Source organism: Paenibacillus sp. FSL K6-1330, from assembly GCF_037976825.1.
Lineage (GTDB): Bacteria > Bacillota > Bacilli > Paenibacillales > Paenibacillaceae > Paenibacillus_AQ.
Genome location: NZ_CP150269.1, coordinates 4211908 through 4233845 on the forward strand (window position 1 = coordinate 4211908; position 21938 = coordinate 4233845).

Sequence of the window (21938 nt, forward strand, 5' to 3'; positions counted from 1 at the left end):
ATCTCTCCCAAGTCCGATATTCTAATCGATGCTAAAGACCGGTGTTTAATTGCTGCAGTATCTCTTCTTTCGTCTTGGCCTCTTTCAGACGGATCAGGTTTTCCTTCTCCCTAAGCAGGATGGTCAGCTCCGACAGCGCTTTGAGGTGGGATTCACCGTCAATCGCCGCCAGTACCAGAATGATCTGAACTTGATGCCTTGCTTCTTCTGAGAAGGCCACGGGTTGCTCCAGTCGCAGCAGACTGATTCCCAGCCGCCGGACACCATCCTGCGGCTTGCCATGCGCAATCGCGATGCCTGGTGCAACGACGATGTAAGGGCCTAGCGCCTCCACTTTGGAAATCATCGCATCGATATAGACTTCATCGATGCGCCCATCCTTTAGCAGGGGTTCGGAGGCTTCGCGTATGGCGCTCCGCCAGTCGGCCGCTTCTCTTTTGATTTGGATCATCTGTCCAGTGATCAGATCCGATAATGATGGCTTGCGTGCTTCACTCAGCCATGTTTTCCCAACAGACAAGTAGTGGTTAAGCTCCTCCGTAAGTCCTGCTTCATCCCTAACCGCGGCATATTTATGGACGATGTCCAGCAGCGCTTGAACCGAGTACGCCGGGGTCTTTGATTTACGGCCGGCAACCATGTTGACTTGGTTCAGCAGGTGTTCCTTATCCTTATCGCTGAGAATCGGATTCACTAGGAGAACGGGCACTTTACTATCCGGCAGCGGTACCGTTGAGAAAATAAAATCAACATTCTCTTCATCAAACGACTCGTAATTCCGCAGCGAGAGTACCGCTGTAATATCCACTGCCGAGAAGAGGTTCTCCAGCTGCGATTTCAACATTCGCGAAGCGGAAATGCCGTTGACGCAGACGATGGCGGCCTGTCTACGTACAGCCGGCTTCGTGTTCTCTCTACGCAGCCAGCCGCCGAAATGCATGGCAAGGTATCCGATTTCGTTGTCGTCAAGTGGACGTCCAACCAGTTGTTCGAACGGTGTCGCGGAGCGACGGGTCAGCTCGAATACTTCCCTGTACTTGGACAGGATATTTTCGAGCAGCGGATTTTCAAGCCCGAGTCCGTATATGATCCGGTAATAAGCCGGCTTCAAATGGACAAGCAGATTCTCCTCCATCGCTTCCCGGTTCGGCAGGAATACGCAGGCGTAACGCTGAAAATCATCTGTCATCTGTCTGGTCACTTGCCGAAGCTGCTTGAGCACTTCTTCGGATCCGGTCATCTGTTCCATCCGATTGACTCTCGCTCCCAGCAGATGCATCGTAAAGTAGCAGATTTCTTCATCCGGGATAGAGACACCGAACATTTGGCCGAGACCTTCAGCAACCCCAGCGGCAACTTCATACTCTGGCATCCGCCGTAGCACGTTTCGTTCATCTTCGTCTATTGAGATAAACTGCTCTTCCTGAATACGTCGTACATACAACAGGAAGCGTGCCGTCAAATGAAATAACATCTCGTCCGTCAAATCTACGCCCAGCGTTACTTCGCTATCCGAGATAAGGCGATACACCATCTTCAGGTGCCCCGACTTCATAGGGGGAAATAAGTTTCGGGCAAGATCCGGTCCCTCCGATTCCGGTTTCCGGTTAAATACCTGCTCCCAGCCTGCATCGCCGAAAACCTGACCGAAATAATAGCTCAGGGCCTTCCGCTTGTCACGTTCCTCCCCATTTACGCCATAGCCCCACTTGCGATCGTAGGTTACCTTGAGCTTCGAGGTCTTCATGTCCGACCGGACCATATTCAAATCCTTGAGCACAGTCCCTCGGCTAACCTGCAAAAGGTCCGTCAGATGATGAACAAAGAGCGGACCCTCTGCCGACAACAGATAGAGCGACATCCACGCCATTCTTTCCCGTGGGGACAAATAATACGGCTGTGCATGAGGCTTCCCGGTTGACTGCGGAAGACCGGCCCTGCTTTCATCAGGTAAATAATAGCCAACTGTCCTGACATATTTGACCGGCGGAAGATGAATCGCTTTCAAGTAATCGTTTATTTTTTCCATATCATAATAAACGGTTCGTCTGGAGATACCGACCTTCTGCATCAGTTCTTCCAGCGATACATAATCGGCCGCCTCATAAAGCAGCGTCAAAATCCGGGTACTTCTTTCGTCCAGAATACGGCATCAACTCCTTTGCCGTTAGTGTAGTGCCTTTTGCAATTTGATTATACCCACAGGCAATTGATGAAAGACAGTTCAATTCATGGAGACCCTTTTGTGCAAAAATGAACTCAAGTGTTTTAAGTTAATCCCTCCCATAGCAATCAAAAAAAGCCGCATACAATGCGGCTTTCAAAGTCTTTCATAACTTCTATCGTAGACCAGCAAAACTCTTTTCATTAAATAACTCGGCATACCGCTATCCCATCTCACTCGTTGAAAAAGAAGTATTGAGCTCATTTTCTAAAGTTGCTTTTTCAATACGCGTAACAAGAAATCAACATTAGGCATTCCATGTTCTTCCTGTCCAACTAAATCAATGCCTGTGCATGCTGAAGTAAGTAGCGTCCGGCATCGCTATGAACATGTTTGCCGCTCTGTGCTTGAATTTCATGGATGAAACTGTTCAATTCACCCTTGTCGAGCTTTTGTCTCAAGCTGTTTGCGATACCGTTGTTGTCAATCCAGCCGTCCTTCTCAAATCTTGTGACCATTCCTTTGAGCGATTCGCTAGTCGCAGTCGTTTGAAAGTCCACACTGGCTCTTCCTATATTTCCTGCTGAATCGTAACCTGTAATTTCTAATGAATGACTGCCCAGTGAAAGTGTATAAAGCGGAATCGTTGCGCCTTGCTCCATAGGCTGTCCGTCAAGCAACAACGTTGTCTTCGTCTGATCGACTCCGGACAGATCATCGTGCACAACAAATTGCGGCAACAAGTCTTGATCTATACTGTAGCTTTCTGCTGCCGGATCGCCAACAATGATAAGTGGAGCCCCTGTATCCAGACTAAATGTAATCGTCTTTGCAGGCTCTGTGTTACCCGCATCACCCCTTGATTGATAGCTTATCGTATATTTACCGTCTTGACTGAATGTAACGGGTTCAGTGTATTCCTGCCATGAGCTGCCTCCGTCCAAGCTGTAAACCGATTCGGTTACCCCCGATAATTGATCCTTAGAGGCCAATGATAACGTTACAGGATGGACATACCAACCGTTGTGGCCGTCCGGCTGTTCCGGGGATAACGTGGCTATCGTGTCAGGCGGAACCGTATCCTGTCGTTCGAACAGAAGCACAGGCCGGTAAGCTGCATCCGTATGTTCCTTAGAGCCGTAAATAATCCAGCCGTTCGAGCCGTAGTTGGTCGTTTGAGCGAGTTGAACGGCGATCGTCCGTTCACCAACCAAGGCGGCATTCACTTGTGCGGTTACATCAATGCTTACGGGTGTTCCGGCTGCCGGGACGGTCCAGTTTCCGATCAGGCTGCCGGCAGCAGGCTTATTGTTCCAAGTAATGCCGTTTTCTGTCCATGTATGATTGCTTACTTCATAAGCGACGCCTTTTGTGTTGGCGAGTCCGGCACTTGTCGGAACCAGACGGATCTGCGCACTTTTAACTTGTTCCGGCAGCTGCGATAAATCAAATTTCAAATAAGAGTATCGGTGGTAGCCGGAGTTGGGATCGTTTTTAACGACCAATTGATCGGAAGAGCCAAAGTTGCTGTTTGCATAAGACCCGCTGCGAACGTAGGCATCATCGGAAGGTAAGATTGCATAACCAAGCGTTACGGATAATTCATTGGATGCGGCGCTTTCCATACCCGTGCTGTTAAGGGCTTTTATCGCAAAATAATACGTTGTCCCGCTGGAAAGGTCCGTGACCGTATACTGGTTGTTACCGCTGACTGCCGATATATCCACGGTTTTCGTATAACTGCCGGGCGCTGTACCATAATAAATGCGGTAGCCGGTAGCTCCGGCGCTGGCGTTCCATTTCAGCGTAGCTGAACCGGGTCCTGGCAAGGCTGCGATCAATTGAGGCGCCGCTGGCGGCGTCGTTGACCCTGTACTCAGCTTAGCCAGGAACGTTTTTCCAATCGCTCCTGCCGTATTCACTTCCAATATCGTAGTCGGAGAAAACTGTTTCACTGTAACGCCTGGATCAAGCAGCAGCGCGCCGGTTGTTGCACGGTGAAGTTCGACTTCAATGGTGCCACCGTTTGCTTTTGTCGGGTCTGAAACCCCGATTTGCAGCTCATTTCCGTTCTCGGCAATGGTGACGGATGCTTTCTTATTACTTGTCAAGTAATCTGCTCCGTTCACTTGAACGGTTTCAATCGAATCCGTCCAAAAGTTTGCTCCGACCGCCATTTGATCCGTGGTATCCATGACCGCCTGTACGTTTCCTGTGTTTTTCAATACGGTGAAGCCAGGGTCTGCCGCATAGTCTTCTGCCTCAGTCGTCGACGCTCCCGGATAAACGGCATAAGCATAGGAGGCTTGCACCGGATCGACGCCGTGATTCAGCGCGAGGCTTGCGTATTGTGCGGATACCATCTTATCGCTTCCATCGGTGTTTATATCCTTCCAGGATCCGGAACGCGTTTCACGGAGACCACGAACTGTCGCTCCTCCAGGGAATACGTATGCGATATCCGATCCCGGTACGCTGCCAGACAGATGCGCCCACTGCACGCCTGTCATCGTTTCCGTCCACCCGGTCGTTGAAGGCTTAGCCGTTCCATCCACCGTCAACGTATTTGACCCGCTCTCATTCAGCTTCCGATTTTCAACGATCGTCTCTACAGCGCGACCTCCAGTACTCGAAATGTCGGATCCGAGCGCTATATATTTATCGCCGAACAGAAACCATGACTTTTTGCCTGATAACGGAGTACCCGTATTTTTCGACATCGAAAATTCCATACCAACCGTTCCGTAAGGGCCATCAATCGATGAGCCTCCTACCCAATTCGACGTATTGAATTTAAAGCTGAAAGAGCCCACGCTGCTCGTAGAGCCGTCCGTAGTCGTTCCCGGCAATCTCACCGGATTGATCGTTGGCCAATAGGCTCCTGAAAACTGCGTCTGATCCGTGTTGTACAAATATGCGGCACCTGCGCCTTGCCACCATGGCTTGGAATTTTCGCCGTTACCATATTCAAAAGCAGAAATGCGCGTTGAGAACAAACCAAGCGCCAGTCCGAATTCAGGCCTTAAGTGTACGGCGCGATCCATACCAGCGAATATATGTGTATCGATCATATCGCCAGCGGGTTCAATGGATGGATCGCCCATCAATGCTTTTATTTTGCCGATACTGAAGATGGACAGCCCCTCCGTATAACTCGGGAACGTTGTATCCGACATCATTTGGCCTTTAGCAATTTGGCGTACCGTCGCAGCATCCCGAGCGTTCAGGCCGTCGGCCAGCATGACGAGTGAAGCCAAGATTTTCCGTCCCGCCTGATGATCCTGTGATGCTTCGCGCGATATCGCACGTCCTCGTACCGTATCCATCATGGCGCCTTTATACAGAAAAGGGCGATACGCCTCTGTTACCCAACGAATGACATTAGCGATATTCGGGTCCGTAACGTCCCAACTCGAACCGCCAAGGAGGTACAGCAGCTTCGCCATGTCTTCGAGCAGAACGGCACCGTAGCTTCCTGTATACGCGACATAGTCATGTTGAATAAACGACCCATCCTCGTAAAACCCGTCCCTGCTCTGCACATACAACAACACCTGGCTGATCGCATCACGGCCTTGAGCCATCTTGGCATCCGTCTTATTCAGCACGCCGCGTAAAGAGACAATCAGCGCTTTATCAAGCCGATTCGCACCCGTTTCTTGGAGTGAAGGGGAATTTGTACGATAGGTTGGATCCGGAACGAATTTGTCCAATGCCTTCGTGTAGTTTGTTTTTTGCGTTGCGGACATTTGATCATAAATTAAAATCATCGCATCCGTCAGGTTCATCGGCACGCCGATCTCCCAATCCCACCAATTGCCCGTTTCACCCTTCGTTTCGTTATATTTGTTAGCATACATCCAGTCCAGTCCACTCAGAATGTCAGCAGCTAGCTGCTCAGTTCCTTTCAGGGATGATCCTGTTGTAGCATAGGCCAGTGCCATTTCCTTCAGCCTTACATAGTTGGATGAAATCGTACTGGAAACGCTCCAGTTCGCCAAATCACTCCACAAATAAGTTCGCCCGGCGTTTTTGTTCATCGCTGCCCAGTACTTGTTTGCGTTTGTTTCGATTAGACTGATTTTCGCTGCAATTTCCGGGTCGGACGTATCAATTGCCGTCCCCCCAGTCAAATATACATGCCACCTCTCCCTCAGCAAATCGTACTCGTCTGCAGCGGTTGATGCTTGTACTGGTCCGGCAAACAACAAAATGGGATACAGCACTAAACTGGTAAGAAGAGAAACCACAGTGAATTTCCGCCAACGCAAGCTCATCACAATATCTCCTTCCAACTCTCAATTTAAACTACTGATTGATAACACCAGCATCCTTTGGTATGAATTCCGTCTGTTGCATCACCCCCTTTCATGCGGCCATCCGCTATTCACAAGATCGAGAAAAAAGCCACGTTCAATCCCTCAGATAGCATGGTGGCGTCAAGACAACATTCTAAAAGAAAGAGGCAGATTGAATATGGCTCAGTATGAAAGGAAGAAAATTCGCAGCTTATTGTTAACTCTTTAGGAACTCTATTTTCAGGATGAAGAGAAATTGCGTGGAAAAGGTAGTGAATCAGAACTCTACCCTATTGATATACTATCGATGAAGCTGAGCGACCGGCTTATGTATCGGTAATTCCGCGATAAGTCCGTCGCTCTGGCGGATCCATGTCTCGAACTGTCGTTCGCCCGCCTTTAATCGAATAACTCTTGCTCCCGTCGGAAACTTATCCTTACGCACACCATCTACATAACTAACGTAACGAGTAGACCTCCCGTAGCAAAGACGTATGCCGTGGAGTGTCCCGCAATAATCGTTAGAGTGGTCATGTCCGACGAATGTGCCCATCACATCGCCCATCTCTACCATGGCGGTGAACAAGCCTGAATTTACCTTCGGCGAGCTGATCCATTCGCTGCAATGGCCCTCACACACTTTCGTCTTCCATACCTCATCGTATTCCGGCAGCGGAATATGGAAAAAAGCCAGTGCGGGCAAAGGCGCCCCGCCATTTCGCTCGGCCAATTGCCGTGATTCGGATACATACCATTCGATTTGATCTCGGCGTATCCAGTCGTATCCGCCCACCGCTTCAATCGGTGAGTAATCGCCGCTATCGAGGAAAAACAACGAGGCCGCTGGCTTCTCCGCCCGATCGTCAATCGTCAGCACATAGTTTCCCGCTCCGCTAACCCCCGGAGGATCCGGTTGGGCTACGCAATATTCATGCAGGAGCTGCTCCTCATGCATTCTCTTTCGAGGCAAGCTCCCTTCCGAGTCATGATTGCCAAACACAGCCGCCCATGCTACGCGGTTTTCTTCAGCGACAGCGACCGCACTTCGGAACGATTGAAGCGGATCTTTGCTTCTAGCACTTGCCGTTAAGTCGCCTGCAAACACAACAAGATCCGGCTGCTCAATTGCGATGATTCTCTCCATCGTCGCCTTCGTCATCGAGTCGAGAAGCGGCGTCTCCGGATCCAGGTCCTCAGCGTCAATAAACTCTACATCAGAAAACTGTACGATGACAAACGTTCCATCCTCACGAAACTTTAGCTTTTTCACCAAGGTATACCCGCCCCTTTGTCGCATATTCTTTCCAATACCATAACCCGATCAAAATGAATACAGCAGCGCACGCCAAATACATTGATGTCACGCCATACTGCAAACCGACCACCCAATAAATCAATGTCGGACCGATCGCCGCCCCTAAATCGGTAGATACGGAATAAGCGGTCATGACTGTAATAACGGATGTGCTCTTCGCAGCGTCAGAAGCCATAGCGTCCATGATCGTACCCAGCGCAGTGCTTGTAATCATGACGAAAATGACAATAACAATCCAAATACCGATCGGCAGCTGCCACGGAAGTAATGCGTAACCGGCTGCCGCACCCGCCAACGATAGCATAAATAAAGGCAGCCTTCCTCTCGGTCCATCCGTACGCTGTCCGAACCATCGAGCCAAGAACGGCTCCCAAGTACAGCGCAGCGCTGTCAATACGCCGCCTAAGGCCGTACTGCCAATGATCAATCCGAACCATGGTATCCCCGTTGGATAACTCGTATCGATAAGATACGTGAGTGTCGCGCCGAACACGGCGTGCAGTAATGATATAACTAATCCGCTTAGAACGATTTTCTTCACCTGCAGCGACCACACCGTATTTATGTTACTACGAGTTAGTTCCATTTGATGTGTCCCGGAAGCTTTCCCTTGGTTTATGGATGCCGCGATCAACGGAAGTCCGACCAATGCCATCATGCCAAACCATATCGAGACAGACCGTAACCCGAAGAAGGGCACAAGCAACCCTCCAAACAGTACGCCTACCAAGCTGCCAAGGCGCCACAACCCGTTATACGTTCCCATTAAGCACCCTCGATTCGTATCGTCGGAGTAGCGAATGACGGTCAAATACCCGCCCATTCGCATCAAGGACCACGCAATCCCCCACACCGCTCGCAAAGCTATCCAAAGAACGAATCCTTTGAAGATGCCGTATCCTACTGTGGTAAGCGCCGCTAACAAAACGGAGATGAACAGACCGGTTCGAAGCGACATCCGATGATACAGCCAGCCAATTACAGGATTCAGGGGCAGCCTTACTAGTCGATTTACAGACAACAGTACGCCTACCTGCCAAAGCGCGTCCAGTCCCGCTTCCTTCCAATACACTGGGAGGACAATGTACAGCATGGAATCGCCGAAGAGGGTTAGCGCGGTTACGATGCCGACAATCCTAATCTGGCGCTGTTCAATTGCGTTGCTGCTGTCACTCGTCATAGGTCGACGATCAGACCATCGTAAGCCACCTTAATGCCCGCGGGTTCGAAAGCGCGTTCAAAATCATCATGCAGAAATCCGGAGTTATGTGTAAAATGAGTTACATATACAAGACCGTTACTCCCAAGCGTACCTTCTTCCCGCCACACGCGCTGAACCTCAAGCACAGTTTCAATCCCCATATGGTTTGGATTTCGATCATTGTTCGTAAAGCTATGCGTGCAATCGATTATCGCCATATCGATCACTTTGCCCTGAAGCCATTTCCAAGTATCCTCATGCAGCCATCCGGTGTCATTGCCGTAAAACAGCGTTTTGCCCCCTTTTTCTATGTAAAACAGCAAACAAGTTTCCATTGGGTCATGATTCGCAAGCAAAGGGGTGACTTGTGTGTCGCTGAGTGAAATCGTCTCGAACGGGCGCAATAAGTGGAACGCGAACCTGCCTCCAGCGTCCGGCCCAAGTGCGGCTATAGTCTGGTTAATGGCCGAATCGTTGCCGTAAATATGTAAGGGGTGATCGATACCGTGCGCAAATCCTTCAATACGGTTGTATAGATCCGATGGCTGAAAATGATCGTAATGCGTATGCGTGAACAATAGATGCTCAACCGCGCCCAAGTCGATCCGATCACGGAGCGCCTGCATATGCGAATCTGCGGAATAGTCAACCTTGATAACGCCATCAATCAATACAGAGCTTCTAGTTCGAATGTTTTTTCCTGCGAGCGACCTCGCGTTGCAGCAGGCGTCACAGCGGCAGAACGGGTTTGGAAATCCTTCCGCTGCAGCCGTTCCAAGAAAGTGGATTTTCATTGGTTTCTCCTCCTTTTTAGAAGCGATCGTTTATTTCCTCGATTCTTGATTAATACAGATAATACCACATATATACAATCAATCACATACAATTATTTATGATTTACAACCTTTTTTCTTTCGAAATCCGTTGACCGAACATGCCTGTCCCATCAACACATAAATACACATAAACACAACCCCTTATAACCAAAAAACCGAGTATAAACATAAAAATAAACGATCCCTGGTTCGTAAGAACCAAAAATCGTTCATATGGATTCTATTATTTATAGACGATTTCGATGCCGCTTTTGCTAAATGTATCAACGATATCCCGGTCGATTTTGGAATCCGTCACAAATCGTTCGACCTCGGTTACTCCGCATACTTTGATAAATGAATTTTGTCCGAACTTGCTGCTGTCTGCGAGGGCGATGCAGCGCTTCGCGTTCGCGTGCATTATTTTTTTCACTTGGACTTCGCCGATTGCGTTATCGGTAATTCCTGCTTCCAACGTAACCCCGCTCATACTCATAAAGAACAAATCCGCATGAAAGCGGGAAGTAAACTCTTCTGCCAGATCTCCGATGATGCTTTGCTCTTGATGACGAATAACGCCCCCGGTCATAATCACCGTATAACCTGGCATCGAAACGAGTTCGTTCACGATCGAAAGCGAATTCGTAATAACGGTTAATCGGTCGAACTTGGCCTTCAACGCCTTAGCAATCTGAGTGTTCGTCGTACTTGGGTCAAGCGCGATGGACATCCCTTCGGTCACATAACGAACCGCGATTTGAGAAAGCTCCGTCTTCTCTTCCATATATATAGACTCGCGGATCGGCAGCGGTATTTCCCGGCTATAGTCGGGCTCCTTCAAAATCGCCCCGCCGTGCACCCGCCGCAGGTAACCTTCACTTTCTAAATATTCGAGGTCACGTCTGATCGTCTCGAACGAAACCCCGAAATGCTCGATGAGCTCTGACGCTCGGATCGATTTGTCCTGATTCAGTTTCTGAATAATAATTTGATGCCGCTGCTCAGCAAACAACCACTCCACTCCTTACTTGCCTAGACTTCTTAATTAGAAGTTTACCATAAAAGCATTCAATCCTCCTGTTCAACCGTTTCGGGAGCAATTGTAGTGTTACCGCGTTATTTTACAAATAGCTTCATCAACTGTATGTAAATCGGATGTATCATGTAGCCAGTCGGGTTAACGGAATATCGTGTACCCGTATCTAGCTGCCAGATCCGGTCCATTTCTTCCTCGCTCAGATCAAAGTCAAAAATTTCGCTGTTTTCCTTTATCCTTTGCAAATTTAACGATTTGGGGATAATAATAACCCCCCGATTTATGTGCCAACGTAATATGACTTGTGCAACTGACTTTTGTTGATTACGGGCAATCTCAACGAGAACCGGATGCTCCAGCAAAGCCTTGTTTCCTTGACCTAGTGGGCCCCAAGCTTCATGCAGTACCCGATCACGAACCATATAGTCATGCAAATCGTGTTGTTGAAACTCCGGATGCGTTTCGATTTGGTTGATCATCGGTGATATCCGAGATTGCTTAATGAGATGCTTCAAATGCTTAATTTCGAAATTTGCTACGCCGATGACATTAATTCTCCCTTCCATGTACAAATCCTCCATCGCCGCCCACGCTTTCTCGTAATGAGGTCCAGCAAAATGAATCAAATACATATCGAGATACGTAACATTCAGTTTCCGACAAGTTTGCTCAAACGCTTTTTTCGTTGCATGATATCCAAGATCTGTTGTCCATACCTATCGATGTCACATTCCTGTAAGAATCAACAGTCATTCAGCTTATATCGCCGTGTGCCCCTTTTTTTCCGTAAAAAAGTACAGTAATGCCAAGATCGGAAAAAGAACGCCAACCCACATCGCCGCTTTCCAGCCGCCCATGGCGTAAGCCCAACCTCCGACTGCAGAGCCTATGGCTCCACCCGCAAAAAAGATCGCCATATACATGCCGTTCAGCCGGCTGCGCACCTCATCTCCCAAAGCGAAGATCGCTCGCTGTCCCAACACCATATTGGCTGAAACGCCCATGTCTAGAAGGATGGCAGCAATGACCAGGATAACGATAGAGAATATAGAACCTCCAGGAAACATAATCGGCAAAAGCCCCGACAGTATCACCAGCACGATGGACAATCCGGTTGCCGAACGTATCAGACCTTTATCTGCAAAGCGGCCAGCTATAGGCGCTACCGCCGCGCCGGAAACCCCTGCCAAAGCGAACAGCGCTACGCCTGTTGATGAAAAATGAAACACCGGACTCGTTAAAACGAGCGGAACCGTTGTCCAGAACAGACTAAACATGCCGAACAAAAACGCGTGATACAGTGCGCGGCGCCGCAGAATCGGCGTTGTCTTGAGCAAATGCAGCATGGATGAGATGATTACCGGATATTTGTCCTTAGTTTGCGGCTGCCTTGCCGGAAGGACTTTTGCCAAGACAAGAGCCAGTACCAAGAGCATGGCAGAGGAAATAATAAAGATGGCATGCCAGCCGAAATATTTATCCACCATACTCGAAACCGGACGGGCCAACATGATTCCCAAAAACAGACCGCTCATTACGTTGCCTACATTACGTCCGCGCGTCTCCTCAGGAGAAAGATGCGCCGCATAGGGAATCAGGATCTGGGCCGCGACGGCCCCCACGCCTATAAACAAGGAGGCGGCAAGAAACAGCGCCGCGTTCTGTGCCTCAGCGGCGATGATTAATACAATGGACGTCAGAATCAACAGCGTAACCACCAGTTTGCGGTTTTCGAGCAAGTCTCCCAAAGGGACGATAAATAACAAGCCGATTCCGTAGCCGATTTGAGTCAGCGTGACGATCAAACCTGCGGCTTCCGAAGATAACCCTATTGCCGAGCTGATCGATTCAATTAAAGGTTGTGTATAATAAAGATTTGCAACGATCAACCCACAGGCAACAGCAAGAATCAATGTGATCCATGTAGAAACGGATTTCTCCAACCTTTCCTTTGCGTTTTCATTCATGTTAAGCACTCCTTTTTTTATGAACTATTGCATTACAATACAGGAATGATCATTCCAGTTTGAAGATAGCTTGTCCCCTATGCTCAAACTCAAGGGGGTTGTTTTTCGGAATGTCATTCCAGTTTGATGAAAAAAAAATAGATTTACAGCATCTCGAAGACCGCATTCATCATACCGTGGACTTTATTAATATCGCTCTGGACCCTGGCCATTACGTTGATGCTATGGTTGAGATTCAGCAGCAGGTACGAGAACATTTTAATATCTTTCTCCGGGGCTATCTCTCCCGTTTCTTGCCCTTTCTTTAAGGTCTCATAAAACAGCTGCTCCAATTCCGTAAACCTTTGGCGAATCATATTCTGCAAGGGCTCATCCACCGTATCCAAACCAATAGAAGCATTCGTAATCAGACATCCATTGGGGAGAGCTTCGCCGTGCGTGGCAAAAGCGTTCATGATATGCAGCTCGAAATACTGGCGGATCCCCGCGATCGCAGAAGTTGCATGTATCATCTGATCGCGTTTTTTTTGCGACATTTTTTTATAATATTGGATGGCCTCGTAATACAGCGTCTGTTTATCGTGAAACGTTTCGTACATACTGGATCTGCTCAACTCCATGGATTCCAATAAATCCGGTATGCTTGTAGCTTCATATCCCTTTTCCCAAAAAACGATCATGGCCTTGCGCAGTACTTGCTCCCGGTCAAATTCCTTGGTCCGTCCCATTGATACCCCCTCCTTTTCTACATGAGTATAAACCAACTGGAACGAGTAGTCCAGTATTTTTTCAAGCAGCAGAAGACGATTCAAAAATGATACGGACGAGTATATTAAATGACCCTCACATCGGCCTGGGGTTCCAAAAATAATGAAGAGAAACGTCAACCTTCCCATGACCTTCCTCCTCATTCGTTCATTTAAATAGATTTTCGATAACCCCAAAATCGAAGTCGTTCACGATTTTATACTCCCTGTTGTACCTTTTATGATTGCTCGAACCGTTATAGATTCGCACGTGGTCTGAACTAAAGAAGTATACGGCGAAGGTCGGGCCGTTACGGCCCTGGAACCAAACTTCATATTCATTGTCACCGTGATCCACTCTGCTGGTTTTACGCAGTTTGACTTCGGAAAAGGTGTTCATGATGCGCTCGATCTCTGCGGGATCTGTAATTTCTATCACTTGCTCGTTCGGACGAAACCGATTTTTCCCGACGCTCATATGGCTAATAGTCCCAGGTTCATTCAACTGATCGAGGACTATCTCCTTAAACGATGTTCTGTTTTGAAACGCCGAATATATCATCGCGCTGATTAGAATCAAAACGCAAATTGCCAGAAAGACATACCATGTGCGTTTATTCAGCCGCCATCTCCTCCCTCGTGTCGAAATAAAGCGTCCACTTTGATTATAACATCAATCACAGCCCAGAATTATCCAATATCCAAAGTGTGGCTATATTTTCACCTTGTACCAGCCAGCTTCTCCTAAGAAATCAGACCTTGTCAATCCATCTTCACCTAACAAGCATCGGTAGTTCGTTACCGTTCCATCATGAGTTATGATAAAGACCCTCTTTACACGCAGCGCTTTAATCCACCTTATCAATCTCAATCCAAGTGGTGCGAATGCAGATTCAGACAACGTATTAATTCCCGTTTTCCATAACTCCGGATGATCCTTTTCCAATACAATATAGTCTGAATGGTCGGTTACGATCATACCAAGTGGATAGTGGATATCACATTTTAACACAAAGGCTTCGGGGTTTGAGGGCTTTCAGTTATGAAGTGTTTATCAAACATCTAACCATACTTGTTCCGTCTTTTCCTCGCTTTTATAAATTACTGGAATTTGTCGATCAACGAAATTCCTTTTAGAATCCGCATCCTACTATCACTTAAAAAATCACGGGTCCAACCATCTGCTTGAATTAGATCCCAACTCCGGTGCATACCGACAACCACGATAATTTCACGCAGTCTCAGGAAGAGCTCCAGCTGATCCTTCCAGCCGTCAGGCATTTGACGGCCATCCTCTGTATAGCCCCGCTCGAAATGTTTCATGAAAAGTTCGCACTGCAGCTTACGCTCTGCCTTCGAATCTTCCCCGAATACGTAGAGCAAATAATAAAGCTGGATGGCAATGTCTTCGACATACCAACTGTACTGGCATTCATCGAAGTCAAAGAGCGTTATTTCCCCTGATTCATCAACCATGAAATTTCCTACATTGATATCTCCGTGTATCAAACCGAAATTATCAGTAGTAACACGGAGACTGGACAAATGTCTTTTAAGTTCATCAAGTGCATGAAGAATTGGTAGATGCTCTGCAGGTATATAATGTTTGGCCCGTAATAGGTATTCATTGCATTCCCATGTGTGTCTATTTGCCTTTTGTTTGTAACGCTTCGACAGTTCATGGAGACGGCCAGTCAGGCGTCCGCATTGCTCGTAAAGTACTGGATTATCTAGGCATTCGGGGTATCCGATTTTACGACCAGGCGCATATCTGAATGAGGTCACGTAGAAATCAATATGATTTCCTTGGATTCGTTCAAAGTCCTTTCCATTAATCGAAGATACCGAGTCTGAAACTGCCAGACCATTCTCTGATAGATAACGAATCCATTCTAATTCAGCTGCAAGTCCTTCATCTGTGCGATGAGTGCTCGGTGTGAAACGGAGGATATATTTCATATGATTGCGATTGTAGGAATATACAAAATTTTGAAATCCTCCAATAAAAGTCAGCTCCTTGGGGCTAACTCCGAACCGTGCTGCACCTTCAATGGCATGTTCATCCAAGAACATTAATTTTATGTTTTGGTCCATGCGCACTCCTTTCATACGAACCCCATTTCGAATCGCTTGGGTGAAACTTAACTCAACATTAGGGGTGCAGGATATCCCATATAACAGGTCCTAGTGAGATTATACATTTTAAAGGACCTCCCCCTTTTCCTCATACCAGCGGATCATTCCCCAAGCCGGTATATTTGAGAAGAGTTCTGATTCTATACTCATTATATGTTTCTCCTTTATGAATTTTAAAGATCCTTACTGGCATACTTACTTCAGGTCAGTATATAGTTACTACCGATTTCATCACTATATTAACGTTAATATATTACAAGCATAGCATAACATGGATTATACAAGTTTTATCCAGCATGAAAAACAAACCTATATAGTCTTATGTTTTGCTGGGAAAACCATGTTTCTTCGAACTCCACGCAATAGTCAATGCAATGAGCAGCAGAATCAACAGCACTCCCGGAAACGACTTGACTCCAATAAACTCCAACAAAGCAGCCCCGACAATCCCGCCACCGGCGATGGCCAGATTCCAGACTGTAGTATTGATTGGCATTACGATATCCACACCTTCTTCACCACTTGCATCGGCAAGCGCTGTTTGCAGTATGGTGGCGGCACCGCCGAAGGTAAATCCCCATAATGCCACGACCGCATAAACGACGAATGCCGATGTGACGCCCGTCCCTAGTGCTGCGGCTGCCAGCAGGAAGCCCAACAGACTAAGTAGGACAAGCAGGCGCAGGTGTCGATCTATCAACAGACCCACAATCCAGATCGAGATCAGTGCGAACGCTCCAAATACAAGCAAGACCAGATCAACACGCCCAGCCAGTCCCAAAGGCTCAAGAAACGGCGCGATATACGTATATAAAATATTGTGTGCCAGCATCCACGTCAGTACCACCATAAGAATCGGACGGATGCCGGGCATAACAAACACTTGACGGATCGTCATACGTTGATTTCCAGGCTGTCCGGGATAGTCCGGCACCTGCCACAGAACCCATCCAATTAATGCGAGAGTCAGAAGTGACATGAGTCCGAATACAAGTCGCCAACCGATCAGATCACCGAGCAAGGTGCCAACCGGCACGCCTAGCGTAAGAGCAATCGGAGTACCAACCATCGCAACTGCCAAGGCACGACCTCTTAAAGCATCCGGAACCATACGACGTGCGTATCCGGGAATCATCCCCCATGCGGCACCGGCAGATACACCTGCGAAAAATCGCGCGACCAGCGTTAATGCATAGCTGCTTGACAGTGCGGTAATCGAGTTGAAGATGAAAAAACCTACAATAATAGCTAACAGAAGCGGACGTCGCCTCATCCCACCGGTAAACATAGCAAACGGAATTGCCGCCACAATGGAACCCAAAGCATAGGAAGTTACGAGCTGTCCGGCCATTCCTGTTGTAATATTCAAACCTCCCGAGATATGCGGTAGTAAACCGGCTGGAATGGTTTCTGTAAAGATACAAATAAAACCTGTCATCGCAAGCGCGAGCAGTGCTAACCAAGGAAGTCTGGCAGGCGTAATTACCGTTTGTGCCGTACTCGTGGAAGATGATAATTGAGACAAAATATTTTCCCCCTCATGATAAATTCAATTATGGATCGATCATTCCATATATTAAATTCACCCTTCTCCCTTGTCAAGGACTTCTGGATCGATTAGTATAAAAGTAATAAAGGAGGGGCATTTATATGGCACGAACGGGACGACCACGAGCTTTTAATCGTGACGAGGCAGTTGCTGCCGCCATGCTTCTGTTCTGGGAACACGGCTATGAATCCACTTCGCTTGCTCAGTTACGTGCTGCCATGGGCGATATATCTGCAGCGAGTTTCTATGCCGCTTTCGAATCAAAAGAATCTCTGTTCCGAGAAGTAATGGATGAATATATCTCGAGGTATGGACAAGTTTCTGAAAGTTTCAGGGATACAAGTGTGACATCAAGAACGGCCATCGAACAAGGACTACGACGATCGGCTCAAATGCAGACAGAAGGCTCCCACCCTCTAGGTTGTCTGTTGATTTTGTCCGCTGTGAATTGTTCACCCGAGCAACAACACATCCGAGAGATGCTTGCCAAGGAACGAGCTAGGGTCCACAGTTGGCTAAAAGGCTGTATAGAGCGGGCCGTAGCCAATAAAGAGTTGCCGGATTCAACGGATATCCCCATGCTGGTAACCTTATTCGAAACATTTCTGCAAGGAATGTCGACGCAAGCACGAGACGGTGTTTCATACGAAGCCCTGGATGCCGCCATTACTCAACTGATGAGCATATGGGATTCATTATCGACGAAGTTAGGCTAACGCGACCATCATTAAGCCATAAAGTAAAATAAACAAAAAACCTGCTAGCCATGGCTAGCAGGTTTTGCTCTAACAATACTTCCCCTATTACTGAATACCCGGTCTGCTTTCTAGTATGTATCGCATCGGGTTCCGCAGGTACTTACCAGTGACTCCTTCGAGCCTTCGAGCAGCGTAATCAGTTTTTGCAGGAGAACAGGCTCTTCCTTTTGGAACTCATCGAACCGGAGCCTCAGCCGTTCAAACATTTCTTTATCTTCGCGAATTTCATGACGAATATACTGATCTCTCAGCTTCATCGCCCTTTTGGTGATATCCTTGTAGCCAGCCACAAGCTCTTCATCATACGGGATGATCCCCTCATCAACCAAGTATCCAATCCGTTCGCTCATCATCTTTTTGTGCTCCCAGAGCACATGAAGGTGTCTTACATCGTTACGGTCACCGAGCCGGGAATCGTTACCCTCTACGGCATCAAAGTACAGTTGCAAATAGTCGTAGACCTTAATTCCAAAAGCTTCCTCGTTGTCCGAATTGTAATTGATCCGGTTGAGATGAGTTTCTCCGTTTAAATAATCGCGCAGCTGATCAATCGCGGCCGTTTTATCAAAAGGATATGGAGAATGCGGCTCATATTTATAAAAGTACGTATGATGGTCGGCCGTGAGCCTCTCCTTTAGAAGATGCCTCATGGACTGAACGGCGTCCTGGAACTCCCGGAACGGGATCTGCAAATTGCGGTAAACTCCCGTATGATCGAACATCGACGCATAGAAGACACTTTCGTCCCAATCGAAACCATATAGAAAAAGATGATGTGGGAACGGCTCCTTCTGATAGGAGGCCGCCGGCGATAGCCTGGCTTCGTCCAAAAACACAACGCAATAATAGCCGTTTTGGATCTGATCCGCGAAAAATTTCGGCCAGGCGTCCAATGCCAAACTCTCCAGAATCGTATAATTGACCGAGCAGGTGAGAAGAAACGGGTTGTTGAAATTCAGTTCGTTGGGCTTGCCCCGAAAAAAATCGACATAATACTGCCTGCCGTCCTCCAGAAAGTTTTTTTTGCAAAACATCTGGATAAAATTGCTGTAATACCAAGGCATCGTTTCTTCGTGGATGCTGGTGATCGAGAGTGTGTAAGCCCACCGCAAAAATCCTTTAAGCGGCGGATTCACCACCGGAAGCTGAAACGCGTTCATCTGATTCTCCCCTTTCTGACAAGTGATCCGGAATCCTGACCAGCAGTGTTCGGTGCGATTGAGCCCGGGCGCATCTACTCTCATTCCTCATGCAAGGATGCAAGCTTGGCATTCATTCAGACCCACCAAACTGCTGGCTTAACTGCTCGCGCTGCTGTATCCTTTTACGGCTTGTTTCCAGAGCAGCCGTACAGCTGCGAAGAGCAGAAGTGAAGCGGCCAGCGCCAGTCCCACATGCAGCCAGTTGAGCTGCTCAAGCAGAAACATCGGTCCGAAATTGGTAATGAGGAATAGAGGAATAACAAAGGTTCCGATCCGCCGGACCCAGGTCGGGTAAATAGCCATAGGGAAATTGTTGGCGTCCCAAATGGAATGGGCGATCTCGGATACGGAGCCCGTCTGGACGAACCAGAATGACAGCAGCGCCGGGATAATCATCAGGCAGTATGTGATGATAACAGAGGCGAGCAGCAGCAGGGCAAACCCCGCGAGCTGCAGGAACGTCAGCGGAATATCCATGGCATGCCAGCCGATACCGACCATGACGAACCCAACCAGAATATCGGGGATCGGCAGCGCCAAATCGACGTAACGCAAGGAAGCCATGAACTGAAGAGATACCGGCTTCGTCAGCATTAAATCAAGCGAACCGTCCTTAATATATTCTGGAATTTTCATGAAATTTGTAAAAAACAGGCCGACATAAATTCCGGTCACCACCGTATGCATGCCTATAAATAGAAGCAGCCCTTCGGGCGGTATGCCATCTACATGAAGATCGGTGCGGAACACGACGAGCACATATAACAGCTTGGCGAGCAGGTAGACGGATTCGACCAGCAGGCTCATCATAAAATTGCCCCGAAACTCCATTTGAGCGATGAGGCAATTTTTGATGAATAAACCGTACAGCCGCATGTATTTCTTCGCGTTTTTAAACATACGCAACGTCCGTTACCCCCCTACTGCCGAATATTTCTTCATGGAAATGCGCCAAGTCAGACGGGATAACCAGAAGAACAGCAGAATCCACCCACACTGGATTAGCAGCCCTTGGTACATAGCCGCCGCTTCCGCTTTGCCGCTGAGGATATTGACCGGAAAATAAATCGTATATGGGAATGGCGTGTACTGAAGTGCCTTCACAATCGACTCCCCGAAAATCTCGAGCGGAAACATGCCTCCGCTCAAAATATTGACGAGCAGACTTGTAATGACAAAAAAATACGAGATCTCATGCAGATAAAAAGCACTCGCACAGATGCAGTAGGCGATCAGGAAATTGAGCAAAAGCGCCCCCGATAGCGTGACCGCGAACAGGATCAGGCGTATAGCCTGGAGCTCGAGCACGCCACCAGCAGATGCGAAACCAATAATCCCGATGAGCAGTAAAGCTGTAATCCCGTAATAGATCGCCTTCTGGCCGAAAAAAGATACCAGCCGATACCCGAAATAGCTGATCGGTTTGATCAAATACTTGTTAAGACCACCGTTTTTGATATCGTCGGCAATCTGGTGCTCGAACTGGGTAGCGATCAGCTTGGACACCAATCCAGCCAAGATCGTATACAATATAATTTGACCGTACGAATACGAGAACAGCGCATCCTGACCGGAATGCCGGTACACCGCCGTCCAGATGAAATACTGGACAACAATCGGAAACGTGGCCCCCAGAAGACCAAGAAAGAAGTGAAAACGGTATTCCATCGAATGCTGGACGCCCATTGAAAAAACAGCCCTATACAATTTGCCTCTGTTCATCCGACGGATTCCTTGCGGTAGAGCATCGAAATACTCTCCTCGATCGCCACGTCCTCTATTGTCCAGTCCACGATCGGAAACGAATCGAGCACGGCACGCGACACTTCCTTCAAGCGGTACTTAGGCAGCTCCAAAACTGCGTTGTAGTCGTCTGCGCTGACGATTTTTCCGAATTTGGCCAACCGCTGCTCGGCAACGGGTTCGGAGAATTGCAGCCTTATCACTTTGTTCTCGCCAAAAAGATCGTTGATTTTATGAAGATCACCGTCATACAGAATACTGCCTTCATTAATGATGATCGTCCGCTTACACAGATCCTCCACATCCTTCATGTAGTGGCTCGTCAGCAGAATTGTCGCGCCGAATTGTTCATTGTAGTATTTCAGAAACTCCCTGACCTTCTTCTGGGAAGGGAAATCGAGGCCGATCGTCGGCTCATCGAGATAAAGCAGCTTAGGGCGGTGGATTAGAGCGGCGATGAGCTCCATTTTCATCCGCTCCCCCAGGGACAACCGACGCACCTGCACGTCCAAAAGGTCCTGCACATCAAGCATTTCCGATAACTCGGCAAGACTCCGGCGGTAGAGATCATCGTCCACGTCATAAATACATTTGTTCAAATAAATCGACTCGCTGGCGGGAAGGTCCCACCAAAGCTGGTTTTTCTGACCCATCACGATGGAGAAAAGCCGCTTGAACTCATTCTTTCGCTCCCACGGCACATAGCCGAGTACATCGGCCTCTCCGCTCGTGGGATATAGAATGCCCGATAACATCTTGAGCGTCGTAGTCTTACCCGCCCCGTTAGGCCCAAGAAAACCAACACACTCGCCGGGACCGATATCGAAGGAAACGGATTTAACCGCTTCCTTCACCAGTGACTTGCGAGCAAACAAGTTTTTCAATGAATTTTTGAGTCCGGCTTCTTTCCGGTAATACACAAACGATTTGTGCAGCTCCCGTACACGGATATAGTCCATCTCCGCTCCTCCCAAACGTATGCCTGATCTGCCTGAATGAACGGCATAA

17 protein-coding genes are annotated in these 21938 nt (G+C 48.1%); 1 reads left to right on the forward strand and 16 read right to left on the reverse strand.

Features of this window, described 5'->3' with window-relative positions:
- Nucleotides 1-31: 31 nt before the first annotated feature.
- The 12 genes from NYE54_RS18955 to NYE54_RS19010 all read right to left on the reverse strand — a co-directional run bounded on the left by NYE54_RS18955 (nt 32) and on the right by NYE54_RS19010 (nt 17203).
- Complete coding sequence (locus NYE54_RS18955) at nt 32-2119, reverse strand: BglG family transcription antiterminator (RefSeq protein ID WP_339265339.1); 2088 nt, start codon at nt 2117-2119, stop codon at nt 32-34.
- Nucleotides 2120-2499: 380 nt separating this feature from the next.
- The gene (locus NYE54_RS18960; RefSeq protein ID WP_339265341.1) at nt 2500-6441 is read right to left on the reverse strand and encodes a polysaccharide lyase family 8 super-sandwich domain-containing protein; all 3942 of its coding nucleotides are present in this window, start codon (nt 6439-6441) and stop codon (nt 2500-2502) included.
- Between the two features lie 322 nt (nt 6442-6763).
- Complete coding sequence (locus NYE54_RS18965; protein ID WP_339265343.1) at nt 6764-7735, reverse strand: metallophosphoesterase family protein; 972 nt, start codon at nt 7733-7735, stop codon at nt 6764-6766.
- Nucleotides 7710-8957: an MFS transporter gene (locus tag NYE54_RS18970; RefSeq protein ID WP_339265344.1), complete on the reverse strand. Its 1248-nt coding sequence runs from the start codon at nt 8955-8957 to the stop codon at nt 7710-7712. The genes NYE54_RS18965 and NYE54_RS18970 overlap by 26 nt, the downstream gene beginning before the upstream one ends.
- Nucleotides 8954-9772, reverse strand: a complete 819-nt coding sequence (locus tag NYE54_RS18975; RefSeq protein WP_339265346.1) for an MBL fold metallo-hydrolase — start codon at nt 9770-9772, stop codon at nt 8954-8956. Before NYE54_RS18975 ends, NYE54_RS18970 begins: the two co-directional genes overlap by 4 nt.
- 265 nt (nt 9773-10037) lie before the next feature.
- The gene (locus NYE54_RS18980; RefSeq protein WP_339265348.1) at nt 10038-10805 is read right to left on the reverse strand and encodes a DeoR/GlpR family DNA-binding transcription regulator; all 768 of its coding nucleotides are present in this window, start codon (nt 10803-10805) and stop codon (nt 10038-10040) included.
- A 104-nt stretch (nt 10806-10909) separates the two neighbouring features.
- On the reverse strand, nt 10910-11461 hold the full coding sequence (locus NYE54_RS18985) for an aldo/keto reductase (RefSeq protein ID WP_339265350.1): 552 nt from the start codon (nt 11459-11461) through the stop codon (nt 10910-10912).
- Nucleotides 11462-11587: 126 nt separating this feature from the next.
- Nucleotides 11588-12796, reverse strand: a complete 1209-nt coding sequence (locus NYE54_RS18990) for an MFS transporter (RefSeq protein WP_339265352.1) — start codon at nt 12794-12796, stop codon at nt 11588-11590.
- Nucleotides 12797-12939: 143 nt separating this feature from the next.
- Nucleotides 12940-13524 carry a TetR family transcriptional regulator gene (locus NYE54_RS18995; protein WP_339265354.1) on the reverse strand — a complete coding sequence of 195 codons (585 nt, stop codon included), beginning with the start codon at nt 13522-13524 and terminating at the stop codon, nt 12940-12942.
- Nucleotides 13525-13711: 187 nt separating this feature from the next.
- Nucleotides 13712-14047 carry a hypothetical protein gene (locus NYE54_RS19000; protein ID WP_339265356.1) on the reverse strand — a complete coding sequence of 112 codons (336 nt, stop codon included), beginning with the start codon at nt 14045-14047 and terminating at the stop codon, nt 13712-13714.
- A 596-nt stretch (nt 14048-14643) separates the two neighbouring features.
- On the reverse strand, nt 14644-15636 hold the full coding sequence (locus tag NYE54_RS19005) for a phosphotransferase (RefSeq protein ID WP_339265358.1): 993 nt from the start codon (nt 15634-15636) through the stop codon (nt 14644-14646).
- Between the two features lie 361 nt (nt 15637-15997).
- Nucleotides 15998-17203: an MFS transporter gene (locus NYE54_RS19010; protein ID WP_339265360.1), complete on the reverse strand. Its 1206-nt coding sequence runs from the start codon at nt 17201-17203 to the stop codon at nt 15998-16000.
- 125 nt (nt 17204-17328) lie between these two features.
- Between NYE54_RS19010 and NYE54_RS19015 the strand changes: the two genes are divergently transcribed.
- Nucleotides 17329-17943, forward strand: a complete 615-nt coding sequence (locus NYE54_RS19015) for a TetR/AcrR family transcriptional regulator (protein ID WP_339265362.1) — start codon at nt 17329-17331, stop codon at nt 17941-17943.
- Nucleotides 17944-18053: 110 nt separating this feature from the next.
- Here NYE54_RS19015 and NYE54_RS19020 read toward each other — a convergent pair whose 3' ends face one another.
- The 4 genes from NYE54_RS19020 to NYE54_RS19035 all read right to left on the reverse strand — a co-directional run bounded on the left by NYE54_RS19020 (nt 18054) and on the right by NYE54_RS19035 (nt 21889).
- Nucleotides 18054-19145, reverse strand: a complete 1092-nt coding sequence (locus NYE54_RS19020) for a hypothetical protein (RefSeq protein WP_339265364.1) — start codon at nt 19143-19145, stop codon at nt 18054-18056.
- A gap of 138 nt (nt 19146-19283) precedes the next feature.
- Nucleotides 19284-20087, reverse strand: a complete 804-nt coding sequence (locus NYE54_RS19025) for an ABC-2 family transporter protein (protein ID WP_339273561.1) — start codon at nt 20085-20087, stop codon at nt 19284-19286.
- A gap of 12 nt (nt 20088-20099) precedes the next feature.
- Nucleotides 20100-20909 (reverse strand): ABC-2 family transporter protein, encoded by an 810-nt coding sequence (locus NYE54_RS19030; RefSeq protein ID WP_339265366.1) that lies wholly within the window; start codon nt 20907-20909, stop codon nt 20100-20102.
- Nucleotides 20906-21889, reverse strand: coding sequence for an ABC transporter ATP-binding protein (locus NYE54_RS19035; RefSeq protein ID WP_076321627.1), 984 nt, complete (start codon nt 21887-21889; stop codon nt 20906-20908). The genes NYE54_RS19030 and NYE54_RS19035 overlap by 4 nt, the downstream gene beginning before the upstream one ends.
- Between the last annotated feature and the right edge of the window lie 49 nt (nt 21890-21938).

Coding starts and splice junctions, on each gene's coding strand:
- NYE54_RS18960 (WP_339265341.1), bottom strand. CDS start 6,441: ATGAGCTTGCGTTGGCGGAAATTCACTGTGGTTTCTCTTCTTACCAGT.
- NYE54_RS18970 (WP_339265344.1), bottom strand. CDS start 8,957: ATGACGAGTGACAGCAGCAACGCAATTGAACAGCGCCAGATTAGGATT.
- NYE54_RS18975 (WP_339265346.1), bottom strand. CDS start 9,772: ATGAAAATCCACTTTCTTGGAACGGCTGCAGCGGAAGGATTTCCAAAC.
- NYE54_RS18985 (WP_339265350.1), bottom strand. CDS start 11,461: ATGTATTTGATTCATTTTGCTGGACCTCATTACGAGAAAGCGTGGGCG.
- NYE54_RS18990 (WP_339265352.1), bottom strand. CDS start 12,796: ATGAATGAAAACGCAAAGGAAAGGTTGGAGAAATCCGTTTCTACATGG.
- NYE54_RS18995 (WP_339265354.1), bottom strand. CDS start 13,524: ATGGGACGGACCAAGGAATTTGACCGGGAGCAAGTACTGCGCAAGGCC.
- NYE54_RS19005 (WP_339265358.1), bottom strand. CDS start 15,636: ATGGACCAAAACATAAAATTAATGTTCTTGGATGAACATGCCATTGAA.
- NYE54_RS19015 (WP_339265362.1), top strand. CDS start 17,329: ATGGCACGAACGGGACGACCACGAGCTTTTAATCGTGACGAGGCAGTT.
- NYE54_RS19020 (WP_339265364.1), bottom strand. CDS start 19,145: ATGAACGCGTTTCAGCTTCCGGTGGTGAATCCGCCGCTTAAAGGATTT.
- NYE54_RS19025 (WP_339273561.1), bottom strand. CDS start 20,087: ATGTTTAAAAACGCGAAGAAATACATGCGGCTGTACGGTTTATTCATC.
- NYE54_RS19030 (WP_339265366.1), bottom strand. CDS start 20,909: ATGAACAGAGGCAAATTGTATAGGGCTGTTTTTTCAATGGGCGTCCAG.
- NYE54_RS19035 (WP_076321627.1), bottom strand. CDS start 21,889: ATGGACTATATCCGTGTACGGGAGCTGCACAAATCGTTTGTGTATTAC.